Genomic DNA, 17947 nt, shown 5'->3' on the forward strand with positions numbered 1-17947 from the left:
AAAAGTTATCGATATTTTTTTAAAGGGAAAAAGCAGACTGATGCGGCGGCGCGCGGGTATCAGGATAAAGCCAGGGGAAAAAGTGCCAGTGACTGACCGCCTGTCGCGGTGGTTTAACACGAAGCCTCTGCAGCACCACACTGAGCAGGACGATCAGAGCCAGCATCACGCCCGGAACATGGGCTAATAGTACGCAGTAGCCGCACGCTTCCGCATGGTCGACTGGCATGGTGTGCTGCATATCACCATGATGTTCATCCATCGACATCATGCTCATGTCATGATGCATGCCCGGCATGGCACTCATGGGATCTTTTTGCAGCGAGACGGAGATAAGCGGCGCCACCACGATCAGCAGGATCGCAAACAACGCGGTCAATGCCGCTGCGCGTTTCCGGTTATGCTGATGCAGTACGTTATCCACTTACCCTCCACGGAAGAGGCAAGCATTGTAAATGATTTATGACAAAAGAGTTAACGCGAGAGATGCGATGAGATAAAAAAAGGGCCAGCCTTTCGGCCAGCCCTTTTTAACAGGATGTCGCTTAAGCGAATCTTAGTTCAGACGCTCTTTAATACGAGCAGACTTACCAGTACGCTCACGCAGGTAGTACAGTTTAGCTTTACGTACAGCACCACGACGTTTAACAGCAATGCTGTCAACTACCGGAGAGTGAGTCTGGAAGACACGCTCAACGCCTTCGCCGTTGGAAATTTTACGAACAGTGAATGCAGAGTGCAGACCGCGGTTACGAATAGCGATAACCACGCCCTCGAATGCCTGCAGACGTTTTTTGGAACCTTCAACAACCCATACTTTCACTTCCACGGTGTCACCTGGACGGAAGGAAGGTACGTCCTGCTTCATCTGCTCTTGTTCAAGTTGCTTAATAATGTTGCTCATAATTTAATCTCTTATCCTGGGTAAACTGATATTCGGGAGCGTATTACGCATTCCCATCATGTTCATGCTGCTGTTGCGCGTGTTCAGTTTTGAACTCGGCCAGCAACTTTGCTTGCTCTTCAGTCAGAGCCAGGTTTTCCAGAAGTTCAGGTCTTCTAAGCCAGGTTCGGCCCAGCGACTGCTTCAAACGCCAGCGACGTATCCCGGCATGGTTTCCAGACAGTAACACTGCCGGTACTTCCATCCCTTCTAACACTTCAGGACGAGTATAGTGTGGGCAGTCCAGCAATCCATCAGCAAAGGAATCTTCCGTTGCCGAAGCTTCGTGACCCAGAACCCCCGGAATGAACCGGGCGACGGAGTCAATCAGCGTCATTGCGGGTAACTCACCACCGCTGAGAACGTAATCGCCGATAGACCATTCTTCGTCAATCTCGGTTTGAATTACGCGCTCATCTATCCCTTCGTAGCGACCACAGACCAGAATCAGCTTTTGATTCGTCGCCAGTTCGCTCACGCCCGCTTGATCAAGCTTGCGTCCCTGAGGTGACAGATAAATCACCTTTGCGCCTTCACCTGCCGCGGCTTTTGCTGTGTGAATGGCGTCCCGTAAGGGTTGCACCATCATTAACATCCCCGGTCCGCCACCGTAAGGACGATCGTCCACGGTACGGTGCCGGTCATGAGTAAAGTCACGAGGACTCCAGCTCTGGATGCTCAGCAGGCCATTCTTTACTGCCCGGCCAGTTACCCCGTAATCGGTAATCGCGCGGAACATTTCAGGAAACAGGCTAATTATGCCAATCCACATAGCGCCGTCTTTTACCGTTTATCCGGAGAATTTAAAAACCAGGATCCCAATCTACTTCAATGGTTTGAGTAGTGAGATCGACTTTCTTGATAACCTGTCCATCGAGGAACGGGACCAACCGCTCCTTGATGCCAAATGCATCTTTCAGGTTTGCCTTAATGACGAGAACGTCATTTGACCCGGTTTCCATCATATCGATGACTTTCCCCAGGCTGTAGCCTTCGGTAGTGACTACCTGGCAACCCATAAGGTCTTTCCAGTAGTAGTCACCCTCTTCCAGCGCCGGCAACTGCGACGAATCCACGACAATTTCACAATTAGTCAGCGCATTCGCGGCATCACGATCGTCAACGCCTTTCAGCTTGATGATGATGTCCTGATTGTGGTGACGCCAGCTTTCCAGCTCGACCTCTTCCCACTTACCGCCTTTCTGGATAAACCAGGGCTGGTAATTAAAAATGCTATCAGCGTCTTCAGTGGAGGAAAACACTCTGAGCCAACCACGGATACCGTAGCAAGAACCCATTTTTCCCAATACGATCGGTTCAACAGGTGCTTTATTGCTCATCATGACCACCGTGACAGATTAAGCTGCTTTGTTTGCTGCTTTGATCAGCGTAGCAACGCGATCGGAAACAGTAGCGCCCTGGCCAACCCAGTGAGCGATACGATCCAGATCCAGACGAGTTTCTTCTTCTGCGCCAGCGGCCAGTGGGTTGAAGAAACCAACGCGCTCGATGAAGCGACCGTTGCGTGCATTACGGCTGTCAGTCACAACAACCTGGTAGAACGGACGCTTTTTAGCGCCGTGACGTGCTAAACGAATAGTTACCATAACATCCTCTTGTGTGAATAAAACAACCGGGCCCCATCGAGGAACGGAGCCCGGGTGTCATATTAAAAGCCCGAAAATTTTACTCATTTTCGGGCAAAAAGCAATCTCAAAAGCGATTAACGCCCAGGAAAACCGGGAGGCATCATCCCTTTCATCCCGCGCATCATCTTCGCCATGCCGCCTTTCTTCATTTTCTTCATCATGCGCTGCATGTCGTCGAACTGTTTCAGAAGGCGGTTAACGTCCTGTACCTGCATGCCACAACCGGCGGCAATACGGCGTTTACGGGAACCTTTGATGATATCCGGGTTAGCACGTTCTTTAAGGGTCATCGAGTTGATGATCGCCTCCATACGCACCAGCACCTTGTCATCCATCTGCGCTTTCACATTGTCAGGGATCTGGCCCATGCCCGGCAGTTTGCCCATCAGGCTGGCCATGCCGCCCATGTTTTTCATCTGACGCAGTTGCTCAAGGAAGTCGGTCAGATCGAAACCGTCGCCTTTTTTCAGCTTGCTCGCCAGCTTTTCAGCCTGCGCGCGGTCAACCTTGCTCTCGATATCTTCGATCAGCGACAGCACGTCACCCATGCCGAGAATACGGGAGGCAATACGATCCGGATGGAACGGCTCCAGCGCTTCAGTTTTTTCGCCCACGCCGAGGAATTTAATCGGCTTACCGGTGATATGACGAATCGAGAGGGCTGCACCGCCACGGGCGTCACCGTCCACTTTGGTCAGGACTACACCGGTTAACGGCAGCGCTTCATTAAACGCTTTCGCGGTATTTGCCGCATCCTGACCGGTCATCGCGTCGACAACAAACAGGGTTTCTACCGGATTGATAGAGGCATGCACCTGCTTGATTTCGTCCATCATCGCTTCGTCAACGTGCAGACGACCGGCGGTATCCACCAGCAGCACGTCGTAGAATTTCAGCTTCGCTTCTTTCAGAGCGGCATTAACGATATCGACAGGTTTCTGAGCCACGTCTGACGGGAAGAAATCCACGCCAACCTGCTCTGCCAGCGTTTCCAGCTGTTTGATCGCCGCCGGGCGATAAACGTCCGCAGACACCACCAGCACTTTCTTCTTGTGCTTCTCGCGCAGAAATTTACCCAGCTTACCGACGCTGGTCGTTTTACCCGCACCCTGCAGACCCGCCATCAGCACCACGGCCGGTGGCTGAGCCGCCAGGTTAAGCACCTGGTTCTCTTCACCCATCGCCGAAACCAGTTCGTTACGAACGATTTTGACGAACTCCTGACCCGGGGTCAGGCTCTTGTTAACTTCATGACCAACCGCTTTCTCTTTAACGCGGTTGATAAAATCACGCACAACCGGCAACGCCACGTCTGCTTCCAGCAGCGCCATGCGCACTTCGCGCAGCGTTTCCTTGATGTTGTCTTCGGTAAGGCGTCCTCGGCCGCTGATGTTGCGCAGCGTGCGCGACAAACGATCGGTTAAATTATCAAACATTGTCTCTCGCCTGAGTAGAAACGTTGGGCCGCCATGAGCGACACATACACAGAATTTTGCCGGAGTATAACATGAAGGCGCCTTTGTTGTTATGCAACGGTTGGAGCAGGCGTCACGTAACGTTATACTGCTTCTCTTTCTTATTAAGACAACTGTCGATGCCTATATGCCTGTTTTCGCACTGATCGCCCTTGTTGCCTACTCTGTCAGTCTCGCGCTGATCGTTCCCGGACTGCTGCAAAAAAACAGCGGCTGGCGGCGCATGGCTATTCTTTCCGCGGTGATCGCACTGATAAGCCACGCCTTTGCGCTGGAATCACGCATCATTCCCGGCGACGGCAGCGTGCAAAACCTGAGCGTCCTCAACGTCGGCTCGCTGGTCAGCCTGATGATCTGCACGGTGATGACCATTGTGGCCTCTAAGAATCGCGGCTGGTTACTGCTGCCGATTGTCTATACCTTTGCGCTGATCAATCTGGCTTTAGCCACCTTTATGCCCAATGAGTTCATTACGCATCTGGAGGCGACACCGGGTATGCTGGTGCATATTGGCCTGTCGCTTTTTGCCTACGCGACGCTGATTATCGCCGCGCTCTACGCTATGCAGCTCGCCTGGATTGACTACCAGCTCAAAAACAAAAAGCTGGCGTTTAACCACGAGATGCCACCGCTGATGGTCATTGAACGTAAAATGTTCCACATCACCCAGGTGGGCGTGGTTCTGCTGACGCTCACGCTCTGCACTGGCCTGTTCTACATGAAAAACCTGTTCAGCGTGGAGAATATCGATAAAGCGGTACTCTCTATCGTTGCGTGGTTTGTCTATATTGTCCTGCTATGGGGCCATTACCATGAAGGCTGGCGCGGTCGTCGCGTGGTCTGGTTCAACGTCGCGGGTGCGGGCATTCTCACCCTTGCCTATTTTGGCAGCCGCTTCATACAGCAATTTGCTGGCTAAGAAACAAAGGAGTTCCCCCTGGAACACATCTCTACCACCACGCTGATCGTTACGCTGATCGTCATGGTGGTCATCTCCGCCTATTTCTCTGGCTCGGAAACCGGCATGATGACCTTAAACCGCTACCGGTTACGTCATCGTGCTAAGCAAGGTAACCGGGCTGCCCGTCGCGTTGAAAAACTGCTTCGCAAGCCGGATCGCCTGATAAGCCTGGTGCTCATCGGCAATAACCTCGTCAACATTCTTGCCTCTGCGCTGGGCACCATCGTCGGGATGCGACTGTATGGCAATGCCGGGGTGGCGATTGCCACCGGCGTGTTGACGTTCGTGGTGCTGGTGTTTGCCGAAGTGCTACCGAAAACCATCGCTGCGCTTTACCCTGAGAAAGTCGCCTACCCGAGCAGCTTCTTGCTGGCACCGCTGCTGATCCTGATGATGCCGCTGGTCTGGCTGCTGAACATGGTGACGCGCCTCTTGATGCGGATGGTGGGTATCAAAGCAGACGTCACCATCAGCAGCGCGCTCAGCAAAGACGAACTGCGCACCATCGTGAATGAATCCCGCTCACAGATTTCCCGACGTAATCAGGACATGCTCCTGTCGGTGCTGGATCTGGAGAAGGTGAGCGTGAACGACATCATGGTGCCGCGTAACGAAATCGTGGGTATCGACATCAATGACGACTGGAAAGCCATCGTCCGCCAGCTGACGCACTCCCCGCACGGGCGTATTGTGCTGTATCGCGACTCTCTCGATGACGCCATCAGCATGCTGCGCGTGCGCGAAGCTTACCGCCTGATGACCGAGAAAAAAGAGTTCACAAAAGAGGTGATGCTGCGTGCCGCCGACGAAATTTACTACGTACCGGAAGGAACACCGCTCAGTACGCAGCTGGTGAAATTCCAGCGTAACAAGAAGAAAGTCGGCCTGGTGGTCGATGAGTACGGCGATATTCAGGGGCTGGTGACGGTCGAAGATATTCTGGAAGAGATTGTCGGGGACTTTACCACCTCAATGTCTCCTTCTCTTGCGGAAGAAGTGACCCCACAAAACGACGGCTCGGTGCTGATTGACGGTAGCGCCAACATTCGCGAACTCAACAAAGCCTTTAACTGGCATTTACCGGAAGATGAAGCGCGAACCATGAATGGCATGATTCTGGAAGCACTGGAAGAAATCCCGGCTGCGGGCACGCGGGTGCGAATTGAACAGTACGATATTGATATCCTGGACGTGCAGGACAACATGATTAAGCAGGTGAAAGTCCTTCCCGTTAAACCCCTGCGCGAAAGTATCGCGGAATAATGTTGTAGTGCCGGGCAAGGCGAAACCACCGCCCGGCACTACAGGGCGGCAAATTACGCTTTCGCTTTCGCCACGGTCACCATCGCTGCGCGAATGGTACGGCCGTTCAGGGTGTAACCTTTCTGCATCACGCCCAGCACTTTACCGGCTTCCACCTCTTCGGACTCCACCATCGCAATCGCCTGGTGAACGTTTGGATCCAGCGGAACGTTGGTATCGGCGATCACTTCCACGCCAAACTTACGCACCACGTCGAGCATGGATTTCAGCGTCAGTTCGATACCTTCGATCATCGCCGCGTTGTCCGGATTCGCTTTATCCGCTACTTCCAGCGCGCGATCGAGGCTATCAATCACCGGCAGCAGTTCGTTGACGAATTTCTCCAGCGCAAATTTATGCGCTTTTTCAACGTCCAGTTCGGTACGACGACGCAGGTTTTCCATTTCAGCCTTGATGCGCAGAACACCATCGCGTTCGCGATTCTGTGCTTCTACCAGCTGGGCTTCCAGATTCGCAATTTTTTCATCGCGCGGGTCCACCTGCTCAGCAGATGCGTCTGGCTCTACAGCCTCAACTTCATCGTGCTGTTCCGTGATAATTTCTTCAGGGGCTTGCCCCTCAGGCGTTTTCTGTTCTTTACTACTCATGAATTTCTCCGCGTTTTTCTGCATTCATCTCGCTAACTTCGCTTATTATGGGGATCAGTTTCCGGGATTCAAGGGAACAAGACAGATTGTCATCATTCATCAGGCACAAGGACCTCCAGAAAATGAATAATCATTTCAGGTGTATTGGGATCGTCGGGCATCCGCGTCACCCTACCGCATTGACGACACATGAAATGTTGTATCGCTGGCTGTGTAGCAAAGGCTATGAAGTGATGGTTGAGCAGCAGATTGCACAGGAGCTGCAGCTGAAGAGCGTCAAGACCGGCACGCTGGCGGAAATAGGCCAACAGGCGGATCTCGCCGTGGTGGTCGGCGGTGACGGCAACATGCTCGGCGCGGCCCGCACGCTGGCGCGTTATGACATCAAGGTCATCGGCATCAACCGTGGCAATCTCGGTTTTTTAACTGACCTCGACCCGGATAATGCCCAGCAACAGCTGGCTGACGTTCTGGAAGGCCACTATATCAGCGAAAAACGCTTTTTACTGGAAGCGCAGGTATGCCAGCAGGACTGCCAGAAGCGGATCAGCACCGCAATAAACGAAGTGGTTCTGCATCCCGGTAAAGTGGCACACATGATTGAGTTCGAAGTCTATATCGACGAAATCTTTGCCTTCTCCCAACGTTCTGACGGCTTGATTATCTCCACCCCGACCGGCTCAACCGCCTACTCGCTTTCTGCCGGTGGCCCGATCCTGACCCCTTCCCTGGACGCCATTACGCTGGTGCCAATGTTTCCGCACACGCTTTCCGCCCGTCCGCTGGTCATCAACGGTGACAGCACCATTCGTCTGCGCTTCTCCCACCGTCGAAATGACCTGGAGATCAGCTGTGACAGCCAGATAGCGCTGCCGATTCAGGAAGGGGAAGACGTGCTGATTCGTCGGTGTGATTACCACCTGAATCTCATTCACCCGAAAGACTACAGCTATTTCAACACATTAAGCTCGAAGCTTGGCTGGTCAAAAAAATTGTTCTGATTTTGCATCCAGCGCTTTACTGTATATAAAACCAGTTTATACTGTATGAAAACACAGTTATGGTTTTTCATACAGGAAAACAATTATGCTGGCACAACTGACCATCAGCAACTTTGCCATTGTTCGTGAGCTTGAGATCGACTTCCACAGCGGCATGACGGCGATCACCGGGGAAACCGGTGCGGGTAAATCCATTGCCATTGATGCCCTCGGCTTGTGCCTTGGCGGCCGTGCCGAGGGAGACATGGTGCGCATGGGCGCAAACCGTGCCGATCTCTGTGCCCGCTTCTCCCTGAAAGACACCCCTGCCGCCCAGCGCTGGCTGGAACAGAACCAGCTTGAAGATGGACGTGAGTGTTTACTTCGCCGCGTGATCAGCAGCGACGGTCGTTCACGTGGCTTTATCAACGGTACGGCGGTTCCGCTCTCCCAGCTCCGCGAGCTCGGCCAGTTGCTTATCCAGATCCACGGCCAGCACGCACATCAGCAACTCGTCAAACCAGAACAGCAGAAAGCCCTGCTTGATGGCTATGCGGGTGAGTACGCGCTTACTCAGCTTATGGCAGAACACTATCGCCAGTGGCATCAAAGCTGCCGTGAGCTTGCCCAGCACCAGCAGCAAAGCCAGGAGCGCACCGCACGCGCCGAGCTTTTGGAGTACCAGTTAAAAGAGTTGAACGAATTCAACCCGCAGGCGGGTGAGTTTGAGCAAATCGACGAAGAGTACAAGCGTCTGGCCAACAGCGGTCACCTGCTTTCAACCAGTCAGAACGCCCTCAACATGCTTGCGGATGGCGAAGACGTGAACCTGCAAAGCCAGCTGTATAACGTTCGTCAACTGGTCACCGAACTGGCAGGCATGGACAGCAAACTTTCTGGCGTACTGGATATGCTGGAAGAGGCCGCGATTCAGATCTCAGAAGCCGGTGATGAATTGCGCCACTACTGTGAACGTCTGGATCTCGACCCGAACCGTCTGTTTGAGCTGGAACAACGCATCTCCCGTCAGATCTCACTGGCCCGTAAGCATCACGTTACGCCGGAAGAACTGCCAAATTACTATCAGTCTCTGCTGGAAGAACAGCAGCAGCTTGACGATCAGGCTGACTCGCAGGAAACCCTCTCTCTGGCGGTGAGCCTGCATCATGAACAGGCGATGGCAACGGCGAAAAAACTGCATGAGATTCGAGTGCATTATGCCCAGGAGTTAAGTCAGCACATCACCGACAGTATGCACACGCTGGCGATGCCGCACGGCGTATTTACGATCGATGTCCGCTTTGAAGAGAATGTGCTGACGGCAGAAGGTGCGGATCGTATTGAGTTCCGCGTCACCACTAACCCCGGTCAGCCGCTGCAGGCCATCTCCAAAGTGGCGTCCGGCGGTGAGTTGTCGCGTATCGCACTGGCGATTCAGGTGATTACAGCGCGTAAAATGGAAACCCCGGCGCTGATTTTCGATGAAGTGGATGTTGGGATCAGCGGTCCAACGGCGGCGGTAGTCGGTAAGCTGCTGCGTCAGTTAGGTGAATCAACACAAGTCATGTGTGTTACCCACCTTCCGCAGGTGGCTGGCTGTGGTCACCATCACTTTATCGTCAGCAAAGAAACCGACGGTGAAATGACAGAAACGCACATGAAACCGCTCGATAAACGTGCGCGTCTGCAGGAGCTGGCTCGTCTGCTTGGCGGCAGTGAAGTCACGCGTAATACGCTCGCAAACGCGAAAGAACTGCTAGCGGCATAAACTTTTTCGGGATCTCAGGGTCATAGAGAACAACAAAAACGCCGCCAGACCGGTTTCAAAGTGGGGCAAGGTCTATTATCATCGGCATATTACATATGAGCCGCGTTCTGCTCGGGCCCGAAAAGGAATCAAATCACTATGCGTTGTAAAATGCTGACCGCTGCCGCAGCGGTTCTTCTGATGTTGACCGCAGGCTGTTCCACTCTGGAGAAAGTGGTTTACCGTCCTGACATCAACCAGGGGAACTACCTTACCCCTAACGATGTGTCCAAAATCCGTGTGGGGATGACACAACAGCAGGTCGCTTATGCACTGGGAACCCCGATGATGTCCGATCCGTTCGGCACAAACACCTGGTTCTATGTATTCCGTCAGCAACCGGGCCACGAAGATGTGACCCAGCAAACCCTGACGCTGACCTTCAGCAGCGCCGGTGTGTTGACCAACATCGACAACAAGCCTGCCCTGACCAAATAATCAGGCGTCAGAAATGCAAAAAGGTGCTCAATGAGCACCTTTTTTGTTTCTGAATTCTTGCACAGAGACGTAGCGCTCCGGTACGCGTCAGCGCCACCGGGGAAGAAAGCGCTACTTAGCCGCTTTCTCCGCACGCTGACGACGCAGCTCTTTCGGGTCAGCAATCAACGGACGATAAATCTCCACCCGGTCACCTTCTTTCAGCACATCACCCAGCTTAACCGGGCGGCTGTAAATCCCGACTTTATTCTTCGCCAGGTCAATATCACTGCGAAGCTCAAGAATGCCGGAAGCGCGGATAGCCATCTCAACAGTCGCGCCCTCTTCCAGCGTTACACGTTGCAGATATTGCTTCTCCGGCAGCGCGTACACCACTTCCACAGCAATCTTATGCGACACTGTAAACCTCTTTGGCGCGGGTGGTGAACGCCTGAACCATATTTGAAGCCAGCTCTTTAAAGATGCGACCAAACGCCAGCTCAATAAGTTTATTCGTAAACTCAAAGTCCAGATGGAACTCGATGCGACAGGCGTCAGCGCTCAGGGGCGTAAACTTCCAGCCTCCCATCAGCGTTTTAAACGGACCATCCACCAGATGCATCAAAATACTCTGATTACTCGTCAGCGTATTACGCGTGGTGAACGTCTTGCTGATCCCCGCTTTGGAGACATCCACCGCTGCGGTCATCTGCGTTGGACCAGACTCCAGAACACGGCTCCCGGTACATCCAGGAATAAACGCTGGATAAGACTGAACATCGTTCACTAACTGATACATTTGTTCCGCGCTGTAAGGCACAAGCGCAGTACGGCTAATCTGAGGCATAGCATTTCCCATGGTCACACAACGGACAAATAATAACATTTATCACCTGTTAAAAAAACGCTAAGCCTCATCTCGTGCTAAGATAGCGCGTTAGACCTCACAGGACGCAATGAGGTGACTTTTTGAAATCAGATTACCGACGGCTTTACGACACTTATGACGAAGAAAAAAGCACATAAACCAGGCTCGGCGACCATTGCGCTCAACAAGCGTGCTCGCCATGAGTATTTCATTGAAGAAGAATTCGAAGCTGGCCTTGCGTTGCAGGGCTGGGAAGTAAAATCGCTGCGCGCCGGGAAAGCCAACATCGGCGATAGCTACGTGATCCTGAAAGATGGTGAAGCCTTCCTGTTCGGGGCGAACTTTACGCCGCTGACCGTCGCCTCTTCACACTACGTTTGTGACCCAACACGCACACGTAAACTGCTGCTGAACAAGCGCGAGCTGGAATCCCTCTACGGTCGCATCAACCGTGAAGGCTTCACCGTCGTTGCTCTGTCGCTGTACTGGAAAAATGCCTGGTGCAAAGTGAAAGTTGGCGTTGCGAAGGGTAAAAAACAACACGATAAACGGACTGACCTGAAAGAGCGGGAGTGGCAGCTCGACAAAGCGCGCATCATGAAAAATGCAGGGCGTTGATTCTGCACACTTATTGTACTATTCAATAAGTTAGCGTTCCGGGCTGGTATCCTGCAAGTGAAATCTGGTATACTGAGTTCAACACTATTGGGGCTGATTCTGGATTCGACGGGATTTGCGAAACCCAAGGTGCATGCCGAGGGGCGGTTTGCCTCGTTAAAAGCCGCAAAAAAATAGTCGCAAACGACGAAAACTACGCTTTAGCAGCTTAATAACCTGCTCTGAGCCCTCTCTCCCTAGCTTCCGCTCTTAAGACGGGGATCAAAGAGAGGTCAAACCCAAAAGAGATCGCGTGGAAGCCCTGCCTGGGGTTGAAGCGTTAAAACTAATCAGGCTAGTTCGTTAGTGGCGTGTCTGTCCGCAGCTGGCGTGCGAATGTAAAGACAAACTAAGCATGTAGTACCGAGGATGTAGAAATTTCGGACGCGGGTTCAACTCCCGCCAGCTCCACCAAATATTGATGTACTGAAGTTCAGTAAAGTCTACTAAGCCCGCACAGCACAAGCTCTGCGGGCTTTTTTACGTCTATTGTAGTCTAGTGAGAATTGCTGAGAACTACGAGTTATGGCACCCTGAATGGGACCCACGAAGATGGGTCCTAAAATCGAGGGTCCCAAACATGGCCAAAATCGCTAAGAAGCTCACTGACACTGAAATCAAAAGCACCAAACCTGCCGAAAAAGAGGTTAACCTTTTTGACGGCGATGGTTTGCTGTTGCGAATCGCTCCCCTGGCGAAGGGAGGGAAGAAAAATTGGTATTTCAGATATGCAGTGCCTGTGACCAAAAAGCGAACTAAGGTGAGCTTAGGAACCTATCCTCACCTTACACTTGCGAAGGCACGAGCTTTACGTGATGAATACTTGTCGTTGCTTACAAATGGTATAGACCCCCAAGTTCATAACAACCAAAAAGCCAATGCACTGAAAGATGCCACGGAACATACATTTCAAGCAGTAGCCAAGAAGTGGCTTGATGAGAAAGTCAAAACGTCAGGCATCTCCCAAGATCATGCTAACGACATCTGGCGAAGCCTAGAGAGAAATATCTTTTCCACATTGGGTGATACCCCAATTAAGGAGATTCGCCCTAAAATGCTTAAACAGCATTTAGAACCCATAGAAAAACGAGGTGTCCTTGAAACACTTCGCCGCATCATATCCCGCCTGAATGAAATTTTCCGCTATGCAGCAACAGAAGAACTCATAGAATTCAACCCGGCAGACAACCTGGGGCAACGGTTCAGCAAGCCAAAAAAACAGAATATGCCAGCATTACCCCCTTCCGAACTCCCTCGCTTCTTGGTTGCTCTAAACAATGCTTCTATCCGTTTGGAAACAAGGCTACTGATTGAGTGGCAACTTCTCACATGGGTTCGCCCAGGTGAAGCTGTTCGCACAAGATGGTCAGATATTGATATTGAAACTGGCATGTGGAACATCCCGGCGGAGTTTATGAAAATGAAGAAGCCTCACAAAGTTCCACTGAGCAAAGAAGCTTTGCGAGTTTTGGATTTAATGAAAGTCATCAGCGGGCATAGAGAGTGGGTGTTCCCCAGTATCAAAGCTCCACTCAATCACATGCATGAACAAACAGCTAATGCGGCCATAATCCGTATGGGTTTCGGAGGTGAGCTTGTAGCTCACGGTATGCGATCCATTGCTAGAACGGCTGCTGAGGAGTCTGGCAAGTTTAGGACTGATGTCTTAGAAGCCGCCCTTGCCCACTCGAAGAAAGATGAAATAATTGCAGCCTACAATCGTGCAGAGTATCTCACTGAACGGGTGGTTCTCATGCAATGGTGGAGTGACTATGTTTCGTCTCAAAAATGCAAAGTTATTGCCGCATAACTCTCCCATGATGGATTAACTATCTTGATTTAGTTAAAGAATTAATAATCACACCATTAACCTATGTGGACTAAGCATAGCCATTTACAAATGGGGACATTGAGTCCACATAACGAAAGCTGTCGGTCATATCAGCTAAATAATTCACATCTCTTCTCGATTATCATACACCTCGAAGATCTACCAAATTCGCTCTAATCAATGATAAAACAGTTGAATTCGGTTAAAATTTGATCAATTTTATCCTCTACATTGTATTGAATCATCCATGAGGTTTCGTGCATGGCTAGCGAAAATGACAAAAATCATAGAGTTAGGGTCGCGCAGTACTTGAGGATGTCTACCGACCATCAGCAATATTCTTTACATAATCAGTCCGAATATATCAAAGATTATGCTGAAAAGAACAATATGGAAATCGCTTATACCTACGATGATGCAGGTAAGAGCGGAGTCAGTATCGTAGGCAGGCATTCTTTGCAGCAGTTACTTAGCGATGTAGAACAAAAGAAAATAGATATACAGGCTGTATTATTTTATGATGTGAGCCGTTTTGGTCGTTTTCAAAATAGTGATGAAGCGGCATATTATTCCTTTCTATTTGAGAGAAATGGTGTAGATCTTATATATTGTTCCGAACCTATACCCACTAAAGATTTCCCTTTAGAGTCCTCTGTTATACTGAATATAAAAAGATCTAGTGCTGCATATCACAGCAGGAATTTATCTGAAAAGGTATTTATAGGGCAAGTAAATTTAATAAAGCTTGGTTATCATCAAGGCGGTATGGCTGGTTATGGGCTGAGACGTCTTTTAGTAGACGAAAATGGCATAGCTAAAGAAATATTGAGTTTCCGCAAAAGAAAGAGTATTCAAACAGATAGGGTAATATTAATTCCGGGACCAAAAAATGAAATAAAAATTGTAAATAGAATATATGATCTCTTTATAGATAATAACGTCCCAGAATTCATTATTGCTGAGAGATTAAATGAACAGAACATACCTGCAGAAAATGGAACATTATGGACTCGTGCAAAAATACATCAAATTTTGACAAATGAAAAATATATTGGAAACAACATATATAACAAAACCTCATCTAAATTAAAAAGTAGGCTTGTAAAAAACCCCAAACATGAATGGGTTAGATGTGACAAGGCATATAAACCTATTATTTCAAAGAAAAAATACAATAAAGCTCAAGAAATAATTCAGCTCCGATCCATTCATTTGACTAATGAAGATCTATTAGAAAAACTAAAACAAAAATTAGAATCTAATGGAAAACTATCAGGCTTTATCATTGATGAAGATGATACAGGCCCTTCATCTTCTGTTTATAGAACCCGATTTGGTGGTCTTTTAAGAGCATATACTTTGATTGGTTATAAGCCAGAACATGATTACAGCTATCTCAAAATAAATGAAGCACTAAGATCATTTTACTCAGAGATAATTGAGGATTTTAAGGGTGAAATTTTAAAAAGTAACTGTCATATAGACGAGTATAAATATGCCCCAATGCTTTACATCAATGATGAGTTTTTAATTTCCGTCCTTGTTACTAAATGCATACATATGAAATCAGGTAAACTTAGATGGAAAGTCCGGTTTGATAACTCACAGAAAGCAGACATAACAATTGTTATACGAATGAATTCACAAAATATTTCACCTCTTGATTTTTATATCATACCAAAGATTGAAAACGAATATAATAAAATGTGCATGACGGAAACAAACAACATTCGATTAGATCTCTATAGATTTGATAATCTTGATAAACTTCTACAAATTATTACTCGCATGAAAGTGAGGGAACTATATGCTGCCTGAAAAAAATGAATTCCCAATAATTCAAATTGAGATTGCAAAAATAAAATTTCTTAACCCACGAACAAGAAATAAGGTAGTGCATGAAGAAATAAAGGAAAGCATAAAAAAAAGAGGATTAAGCAAGCCTATAAGCGTAAGAGCTATTGATGAAGGCGATTTCAAATATGCTTTAATTTGTGGTCAAGGGAGAATAGAGGCTCTCGTTGCATTAGGTGAAACTATTATTCCAGCAATTATAAGAGATGTATCAGAAGAAGATGCTTACGTTATGAGTTTAGTTGAAAACATTGCAAGGAGAAGACCACGTTCTAATGAGTTATTACAGGTGATTAAAGACATGAAAATCAGAGGACTTTCAGACTCCGAAATAAGTGAGATTACTGGATATTCATCGAACTGGGTGAGCAGTATTAATATGCTACTTGATAAGGGAGAGCATAAACTTCTCTCAGCAGTCGAACGGGGTAATTTGCCTCTGTATCTCGCAGTGCAATTTGCAAGATGTGAAACTGAGGAAGCACAAGATATTCTTACCGAAGCATATGATAAAAAATTAATAAAAAGTCGGGACATTATAAAGATAAAACACATTCTAAATCAAAGAACAGTTGGGAATAAAGGTGCAAAAGCAGCCGGATTTTATTATCACAAACCATCAAAAAGGATGACTGCAGAGGAGTTGATTGAGCTTTATGAAAATAGTATCGCTGAACATAAATCTGTTTATAACAACTCAAAATTCATAAAAACCAACCTACTAATAGTAAATGAGATTTTTAACATCATAATGATGAATAAAAGCTTTCAACATATACTTGAACAAGAGAATCTTTCAGAACTACCATCTCAGATATTAACCCCAGTAAACAAAGAGGTATTAAAATGATTCAGATACGTTTTGGCGATAATTTTATTTACCTGGAAACTAATAAGTTAATTCCATCTAAGGAATTATTAGAAAACGTAAAGCGAAGCCATAAATATCATCAAATAGTTACCTCTATCGAAAGCTTAGGTATTATTGAACCAATAATAGTATTCTATGACAAAGATAAAGATGTCACTAAGATACTTGATGGCCATTTAAGGGTTGAGGCTTTAAAAGACTTAGGTATAGAAAAAGCTCCATGTATACTTTCGAGCATAGATGATGCTTTCACTCCTAACAAACAAGTGAATCATATAAATGTAGTTGAAGAACATAGAATGATAATTAAGTCTCTGGCAAAAGTATCAATTGAAAAACTTAGTGCTGCTTTGGGCATATCTGTTGATGCCATAAAAGATAAAGCGAATGTGATGAACGGCATAGATCCAAGTATAATTGCGAAACTTTCTGATAAACCTATACCTAAGGCTACATTTGACGTTTTGAGGAAAATGAAGCCAATTCGCCAAATTGAAGCAGTCGGTACAATGATTAATTTTGATAATTATAGTAAAAAATTTGCAATGAGCATCTTGGATGCAACACCGGCATCGATGATAGTAAATAAAGGGAAAAACACTCCCTATAAAAAGGACATAAAAAAAACCATACTTCGTCTGGAACAAGAAATGGCAACAACTTCGGAAGAAACGAAAAAGCTTCAAACCGAGTATGGTTCAGATATGTTGAAATTCGTTATAATCCAGTCATATATTAATAAATTACTTGGCAATTCTAAAGTTCTTCATTGGTTCTTAGAAAACGAGGTTGATTATCTTAATGAGTTAAAAAGAATTTCTAGAATAAATTCTTTGGATGATAAGACTCTTACTGAAAACAGCAAGTCATAGTCATGGTTTTATATAGCCTAAATAAACCAAGAAGTATACTTACACAACGACCTTCACGCCGAAGAAGCTGTCAGATACGCCAGCAACCAAAGCATTACGTTTAAGTGTCAGTCATTGATACGAAGGGATAACTGCGTATCAGCAGCCGGACATTGAGTCGAATAAAGGCTGGTAGAGAGGGACAGTTCTGTGTCACCGGGAGATTCGTCAGAAACATCAGCGGCAGAACAGATGAACCAGCAATTGGTAGTGCACAGAAAACTCTCCAGTATTTAATTATTCAACTTAACACTAAAAAAAATCACATATTTAATATCATAATTTTTCTTTGGTCTACGTATGCGAGAGTTATTGTGGCTTTAACCGGGTATTAGGAGTCGTTTCAGATAAAAGATGTTCTTCGATTCGACTGGACTTGGTAATAGCAATAAGTAATCGTTAATATTGAAGGACGAAAGGCTACTTCAAAACAAAGTAACCTTTCCAATATTCCCATCTATGGGACAAGTGGTACATTAACTGCACATAGTGCAGGATACATATGACATAAAACTTTTTATTTATGGCATACATTATAAATAACTTGTATTTTATGAATGTCAATAGGTTCTTGTTTAATACTTTTAAAATAATTAATTGATTGTTTTTATTATAGCTTCGCTTGTACAAGCGAAGATCCTATTGTTCTTGAATGAATAATGCCAATTATAAGAGAAGCAAGGGCTAACTCTGCGAAGCCGCTGCGCTTGCTTCTCCGGTTTCCCCTTGCTTTTCTTCCCTTCGGTTAGAAAAGAAAAACCTGGTCTTTCTCTTTCAATGTCTGCACATTTACTACAACAGATTAGACAATCG

General features: G+C 47.5%; 19 protein-coding genes and 1 other RNA gene. 11 read left to right on the forward strand and 9 right to left on the reverse strand.

The genetic code is table 11. The annotated features are described in order from the left end of the window. Positions 1–19 precede the first annotated feature (19 nt). The 6 genes from LCD46_17070 to ffh all read right to left on the reverse strand — a co-directional run bounded on the left by LCD46_17070 (position 20) and on the right by ffh (position 4028). Positions 20–424, reverse strand: a complete 405-nt coding sequence (locus tag LCD46_17070; protein ID UOY69761.1) for a DUF2946 domain-containing protein — start codon at positions 422–424, stop codon at positions 20–22. 132 nt (positions 425–556) lie between these two features. Next, positions 557–904, reverse strand: coding sequence for a 50S ribosomal protein L19 (gene rplS, locus LCD46_17075; protein ID UOY69762.1), 348 nt, complete (start codon positions 902–904; stop codon positions 557–559). Positions 905–947: 43 nt separating this feature from the next. Continuing rightward, positions 948–1715, reverse strand: coding sequence for a tRNA (guanosine(37)-N1)-methyltransferase TrmD (gene trmD / locus LCD46_17080; GenBank protein ID UOY69763.1), 768 nt, complete (start codon positions 1713–1715; stop codon positions 948–950). A 31-nt stretch (positions 1716–1746) separates the two neighbouring features. Beyond that, positions 1747–2286: a ribosome maturation factor RimM gene (rimM, locus tag LCD46_17085; protein ID UOY69764.1), complete on the reverse strand. Its 540-nt coding sequence runs from the start codon at positions 2284–2286 to the stop codon at positions 1747–1749. A 15-nt stretch (positions 2287–2301) separates the two neighbouring features. Beyond that, a complete protein-coding gene (gene rpsP, locus LCD46_17090; GenBank protein ID UOY69765.1) occupies positions 2302–2550 on the reverse strand; it encodes a 30S ribosomal protein S16 in 249 nt (82 codons plus the stop codon). 116 nt (positions 2551–2666) lie between these two features. Beyond that, positions 2667–4028, reverse strand: coding sequence for a signal recognition particle protein (ffh, locus tag LCD46_17095; protein UOY69766.1), 1362 nt, complete (start codon positions 4026–4028; stop codon positions 2667–2669). Positions 4029–4194: 166 nt separating this feature from the next. Here ffh and LCD46_17100 point away from each other — a divergent pair, with 166 nt between their 5' ends. Beyond that, positions 4195–4986 carry an inner membrane protein YpjD gene (locus LCD46_17100; GenBank protein UOY69767.1) on the forward strand — a complete coding sequence of 264 codons (792 nt, stop codon included), beginning with the start codon at positions 4195–4197 and terminating at the stop codon, positions 4984–4986. A gap of 18 nt (positions 4987–5004) precedes the next feature. After that, complete coding sequence (locus LCD46_17105; GenBank protein ID UOY72992.1) at positions 5005–6291, forward strand: HlyC/CorC family transporter; 1287 nt, start codon at positions 5005–5007, stop codon at positions 6289–6291. A 53-nt stretch (positions 6292–6344) separates the two neighbouring features. Here LCD46_17105 and grpE read toward each other — a convergent pair whose 3' ends face one another. Continuing rightward, complete coding sequence (grpE, locus tag LCD46_17110; GenBank protein UOY69768.1) at positions 6345–6938, reverse strand: nucleotide exchange factor GrpE; 594 nt, start codon at positions 6936–6938, stop codon at positions 6345–6347. A gap of 122 nt (positions 6939–7060) precedes the next feature. On the opposite strand from grpE, the gene nadK reads away from it, so the two are divergent. From nadK to bamE, 3 genes are all read left to right on the forward strand, one after another. Next, positions 7061–7939 carry an NAD(+) kinase gene (gene nadK, locus LCD46_17115; GenBank protein UOY69769.1) on the forward strand — a complete coding sequence of 293 codons (879 nt, stop codon included), beginning with the start codon at positions 7061–7063 and terminating at the stop codon, positions 7937–7939. A gap of 85 nt (positions 7940–8024) precedes the next feature. Then, positions 8025–9686, forward strand: a complete 1662-nt coding sequence (gene recN, locus LCD46_17120; protein ID UOY69770.1) for a DNA repair protein RecN — start codon at positions 8025–8027, stop codon at positions 9684–9686. A gap of 138 nt (positions 9687–9824) precedes the next feature. Then, complete coding sequence (bamE, locus tag LCD46_17125; protein UOY69771.1) at positions 9825–10163, forward strand: outer membrane protein assembly factor BamE; 339 nt, start codon at positions 9825–9827, stop codon at positions 10161–10163. A gap of 111 nt (positions 10164–10274) precedes the next feature. On the opposite strand, the gene LCD46_17130 is transcribed toward bamE, so the two are convergent. After that, positions 10275–10562, reverse strand: coding sequence for an RnfH family protein (locus LCD46_17130; GenBank protein UOY69772.1), 288 nt, complete (start codon positions 10560–10562; stop codon positions 10275–10277). After that, positions 10552–10989: a type II toxin-antitoxin system RatA family toxin gene (locus LCD46_17135; GenBank protein ID UOY69773.1), complete on the reverse strand. Its 438-nt coding sequence runs from the start codon at positions 10987–10989 to the stop codon at positions 10552–10554. Before LCD46_17135 ends, LCD46_17130 begins: the two co-directional genes overlap by 11 nt. A gap of 156 nt (positions 10990–11145) precedes the next feature. On the opposite strand from LCD46_17135, the gene smpB reads away from it, so the two are divergent. The 6 genes from smpB (at position 11146) to LCD46_17165 (ending at position 17095) form a co-directional block, all read left to right on the forward strand. After that, positions 11146–11628 carry an SsrA-binding protein SmpB gene (gene smpB / locus LCD46_17140; protein UOY69774.1) on the forward strand — a complete coding sequence of 161 codons (483 nt, stop codon included), beginning with the start codon at positions 11146–11148 and terminating at the stop codon, positions 11626–11628. Positions 11629–11717: 89 nt separating this feature from the next. Beyond that, positions 11718–12081: a transfer-messenger RNA gene (gene ssrA / locus LCD46_17145) on the forward strand. A 166-nt stretch (positions 12082–12247) separates the two neighbouring features. Further along, complete coding sequence (locus LCD46_17150; GenBank protein UOY69775.1) at positions 12248–13477, forward strand: tyrosine-type recombinase/integrase; 1230 nt, start codon at positions 12248–12250, stop codon at positions 13475–13477. 282 nt (positions 13478–13759) lie between these two features. After that, positions 13760–15316 carry a recombinase family protein gene (locus tag LCD46_17155; protein ID UOY69776.1) on the forward strand — a complete coding sequence of 519 codons (1557 nt, stop codon included), beginning with the start codon at positions 13760–13762 and terminating at the stop codon, positions 15314–15316. Further along, the gene (locus tag LCD46_17160) at positions 15306–16202 is read left to right on the forward strand and encodes a ParB/RepB/Spo0J family partition protein (protein UOY69777.1); all 897 of its coding nucleotides are present in this window, start codon (positions 15306–15308) and stop codon (positions 16200–16202) included. The genes LCD46_17155 and LCD46_17160 overlap by 11 nt, the downstream gene beginning before the upstream one ends. Continuing rightward, positions 16199–17095: a ParB N-terminal domain-containing protein gene (locus tag LCD46_17165; GenBank protein ID UOY69778.1), complete on the forward strand. Its 897-nt coding sequence runs from the start codon at positions 16199–16201 to the stop codon at positions 17093–17095. Before LCD46_17160 ends, LCD46_17165 begins: the two co-directional genes overlap by 4 nt. The last annotated feature ends 852 nt before the right edge of the window (positions 17096–17947 follow it).

It is taken from the genome of Enterobacter ludwigii (assembly GCA_023023105.1).
Classification (GTDB): domain Bacteria; phylum Pseudomonadota; class Gammaproteobacteria; order Enterobacterales; family Enterobacteriaceae; genus Enterobacter; species Enterobacter adelaidei.

Coding starts and splice junctions, on each gene's coding strand:
- smpB (UOY69774.1), top strand. CDS start 11,146: ATGACGAAGAAAAAAGCACATAAACCAGGCTCGGCGACCATTGCGCTC.
- rplS (UOY69762.1), bottom strand. CDS start 904: ATGAGCAACATTATTAAGCAACTTGAACAAGAGCAGATGAAGCAGGAC.
- ffh (UOY69766.1), bottom strand. CDS start 4,028: ATGTTTGATAATTTAACCGATCGTTTGTCGCGCACGCTGCGCAACATC.
- recN (UOY69770.1), top strand. CDS start 8,025: ATGCTGGCACAACTGACCATCAGCAACTTTGCCATTGTTCGTGAGCTT.
- bamE (UOY69771.1), top strand. CDS start 9,825: ATGCGTTGTAAAATGCTGACCGCTGCCGCAGCGGTTCTTCTGATGTTG.
- LCD46_17155 (UOY69776.1), top strand. CDS start 13,760: ATGGCTAGCGAAAATGACAAAAATCATAGAGTTAGGGTCGCGCAGTAC.
- nadK (UOY69769.1), top strand. CDS start 7,061: ATGAATAATCATTTCAGGTGTATTGGGATCGTCGGGCATCCGCGTCAC.
- LCD46_17165 (UOY69778.1), top strand. CDS start 16,199: ATGATTCAGATACGTTTTGGCGATAATTTTATTTACCTGGAAACTAAT.
- rpsP (UOY69765.1), bottom strand. CDS start 2,550: ATGGTAACTATTCGTTTAGCACGTCACGGCGCTAAAAAGCGTCCGTTC.
- rimM (UOY69764.1), bottom strand. CDS start 2,286: ATGATGAGCAATAAAGCACCTGTTGAACCGATCGTATTGGGAAAAATG.
- LCD46_17160 (UOY69777.1), top strand. CDS start 15,306: ATGCTGCCTGAAAAAAATGAATTCCCAATAATTCAAATTGAGATTGCA.
- trmD (UOY69763.1), bottom strand. CDS start 1,715: ATGTGGATTGGCATAATTAGCCTGTTTCCTGAAATGTTCCGCGCGATT.
- LCD46_17135 (UOY69773.1), bottom strand. CDS start 10,989: ATGCCTCAGATTAGCCGTACTGCGCTTGTGCCTTACAGCGCGGAACAA.
- LCD46_17100 (UOY69767.1), top strand. CDS start 4,195: ATGCCTGTTTTCGCACTGATCGCCCTTGTTGCCTACTCTGTCAGTCTC.
- grpE (UOY69768.1), bottom strand. CDS start 6,938: ATGAGTAGTAAAGAACAGAAAACGCCTGAGGGGCAAGCCCCTGAAGAA.
- LCD46_17150 (UOY69775.1), top strand. CDS start 12,248: ATGGCCAAAATCGCTAAGAAGCTCACTGACACTGAAATCAAAAGCACC.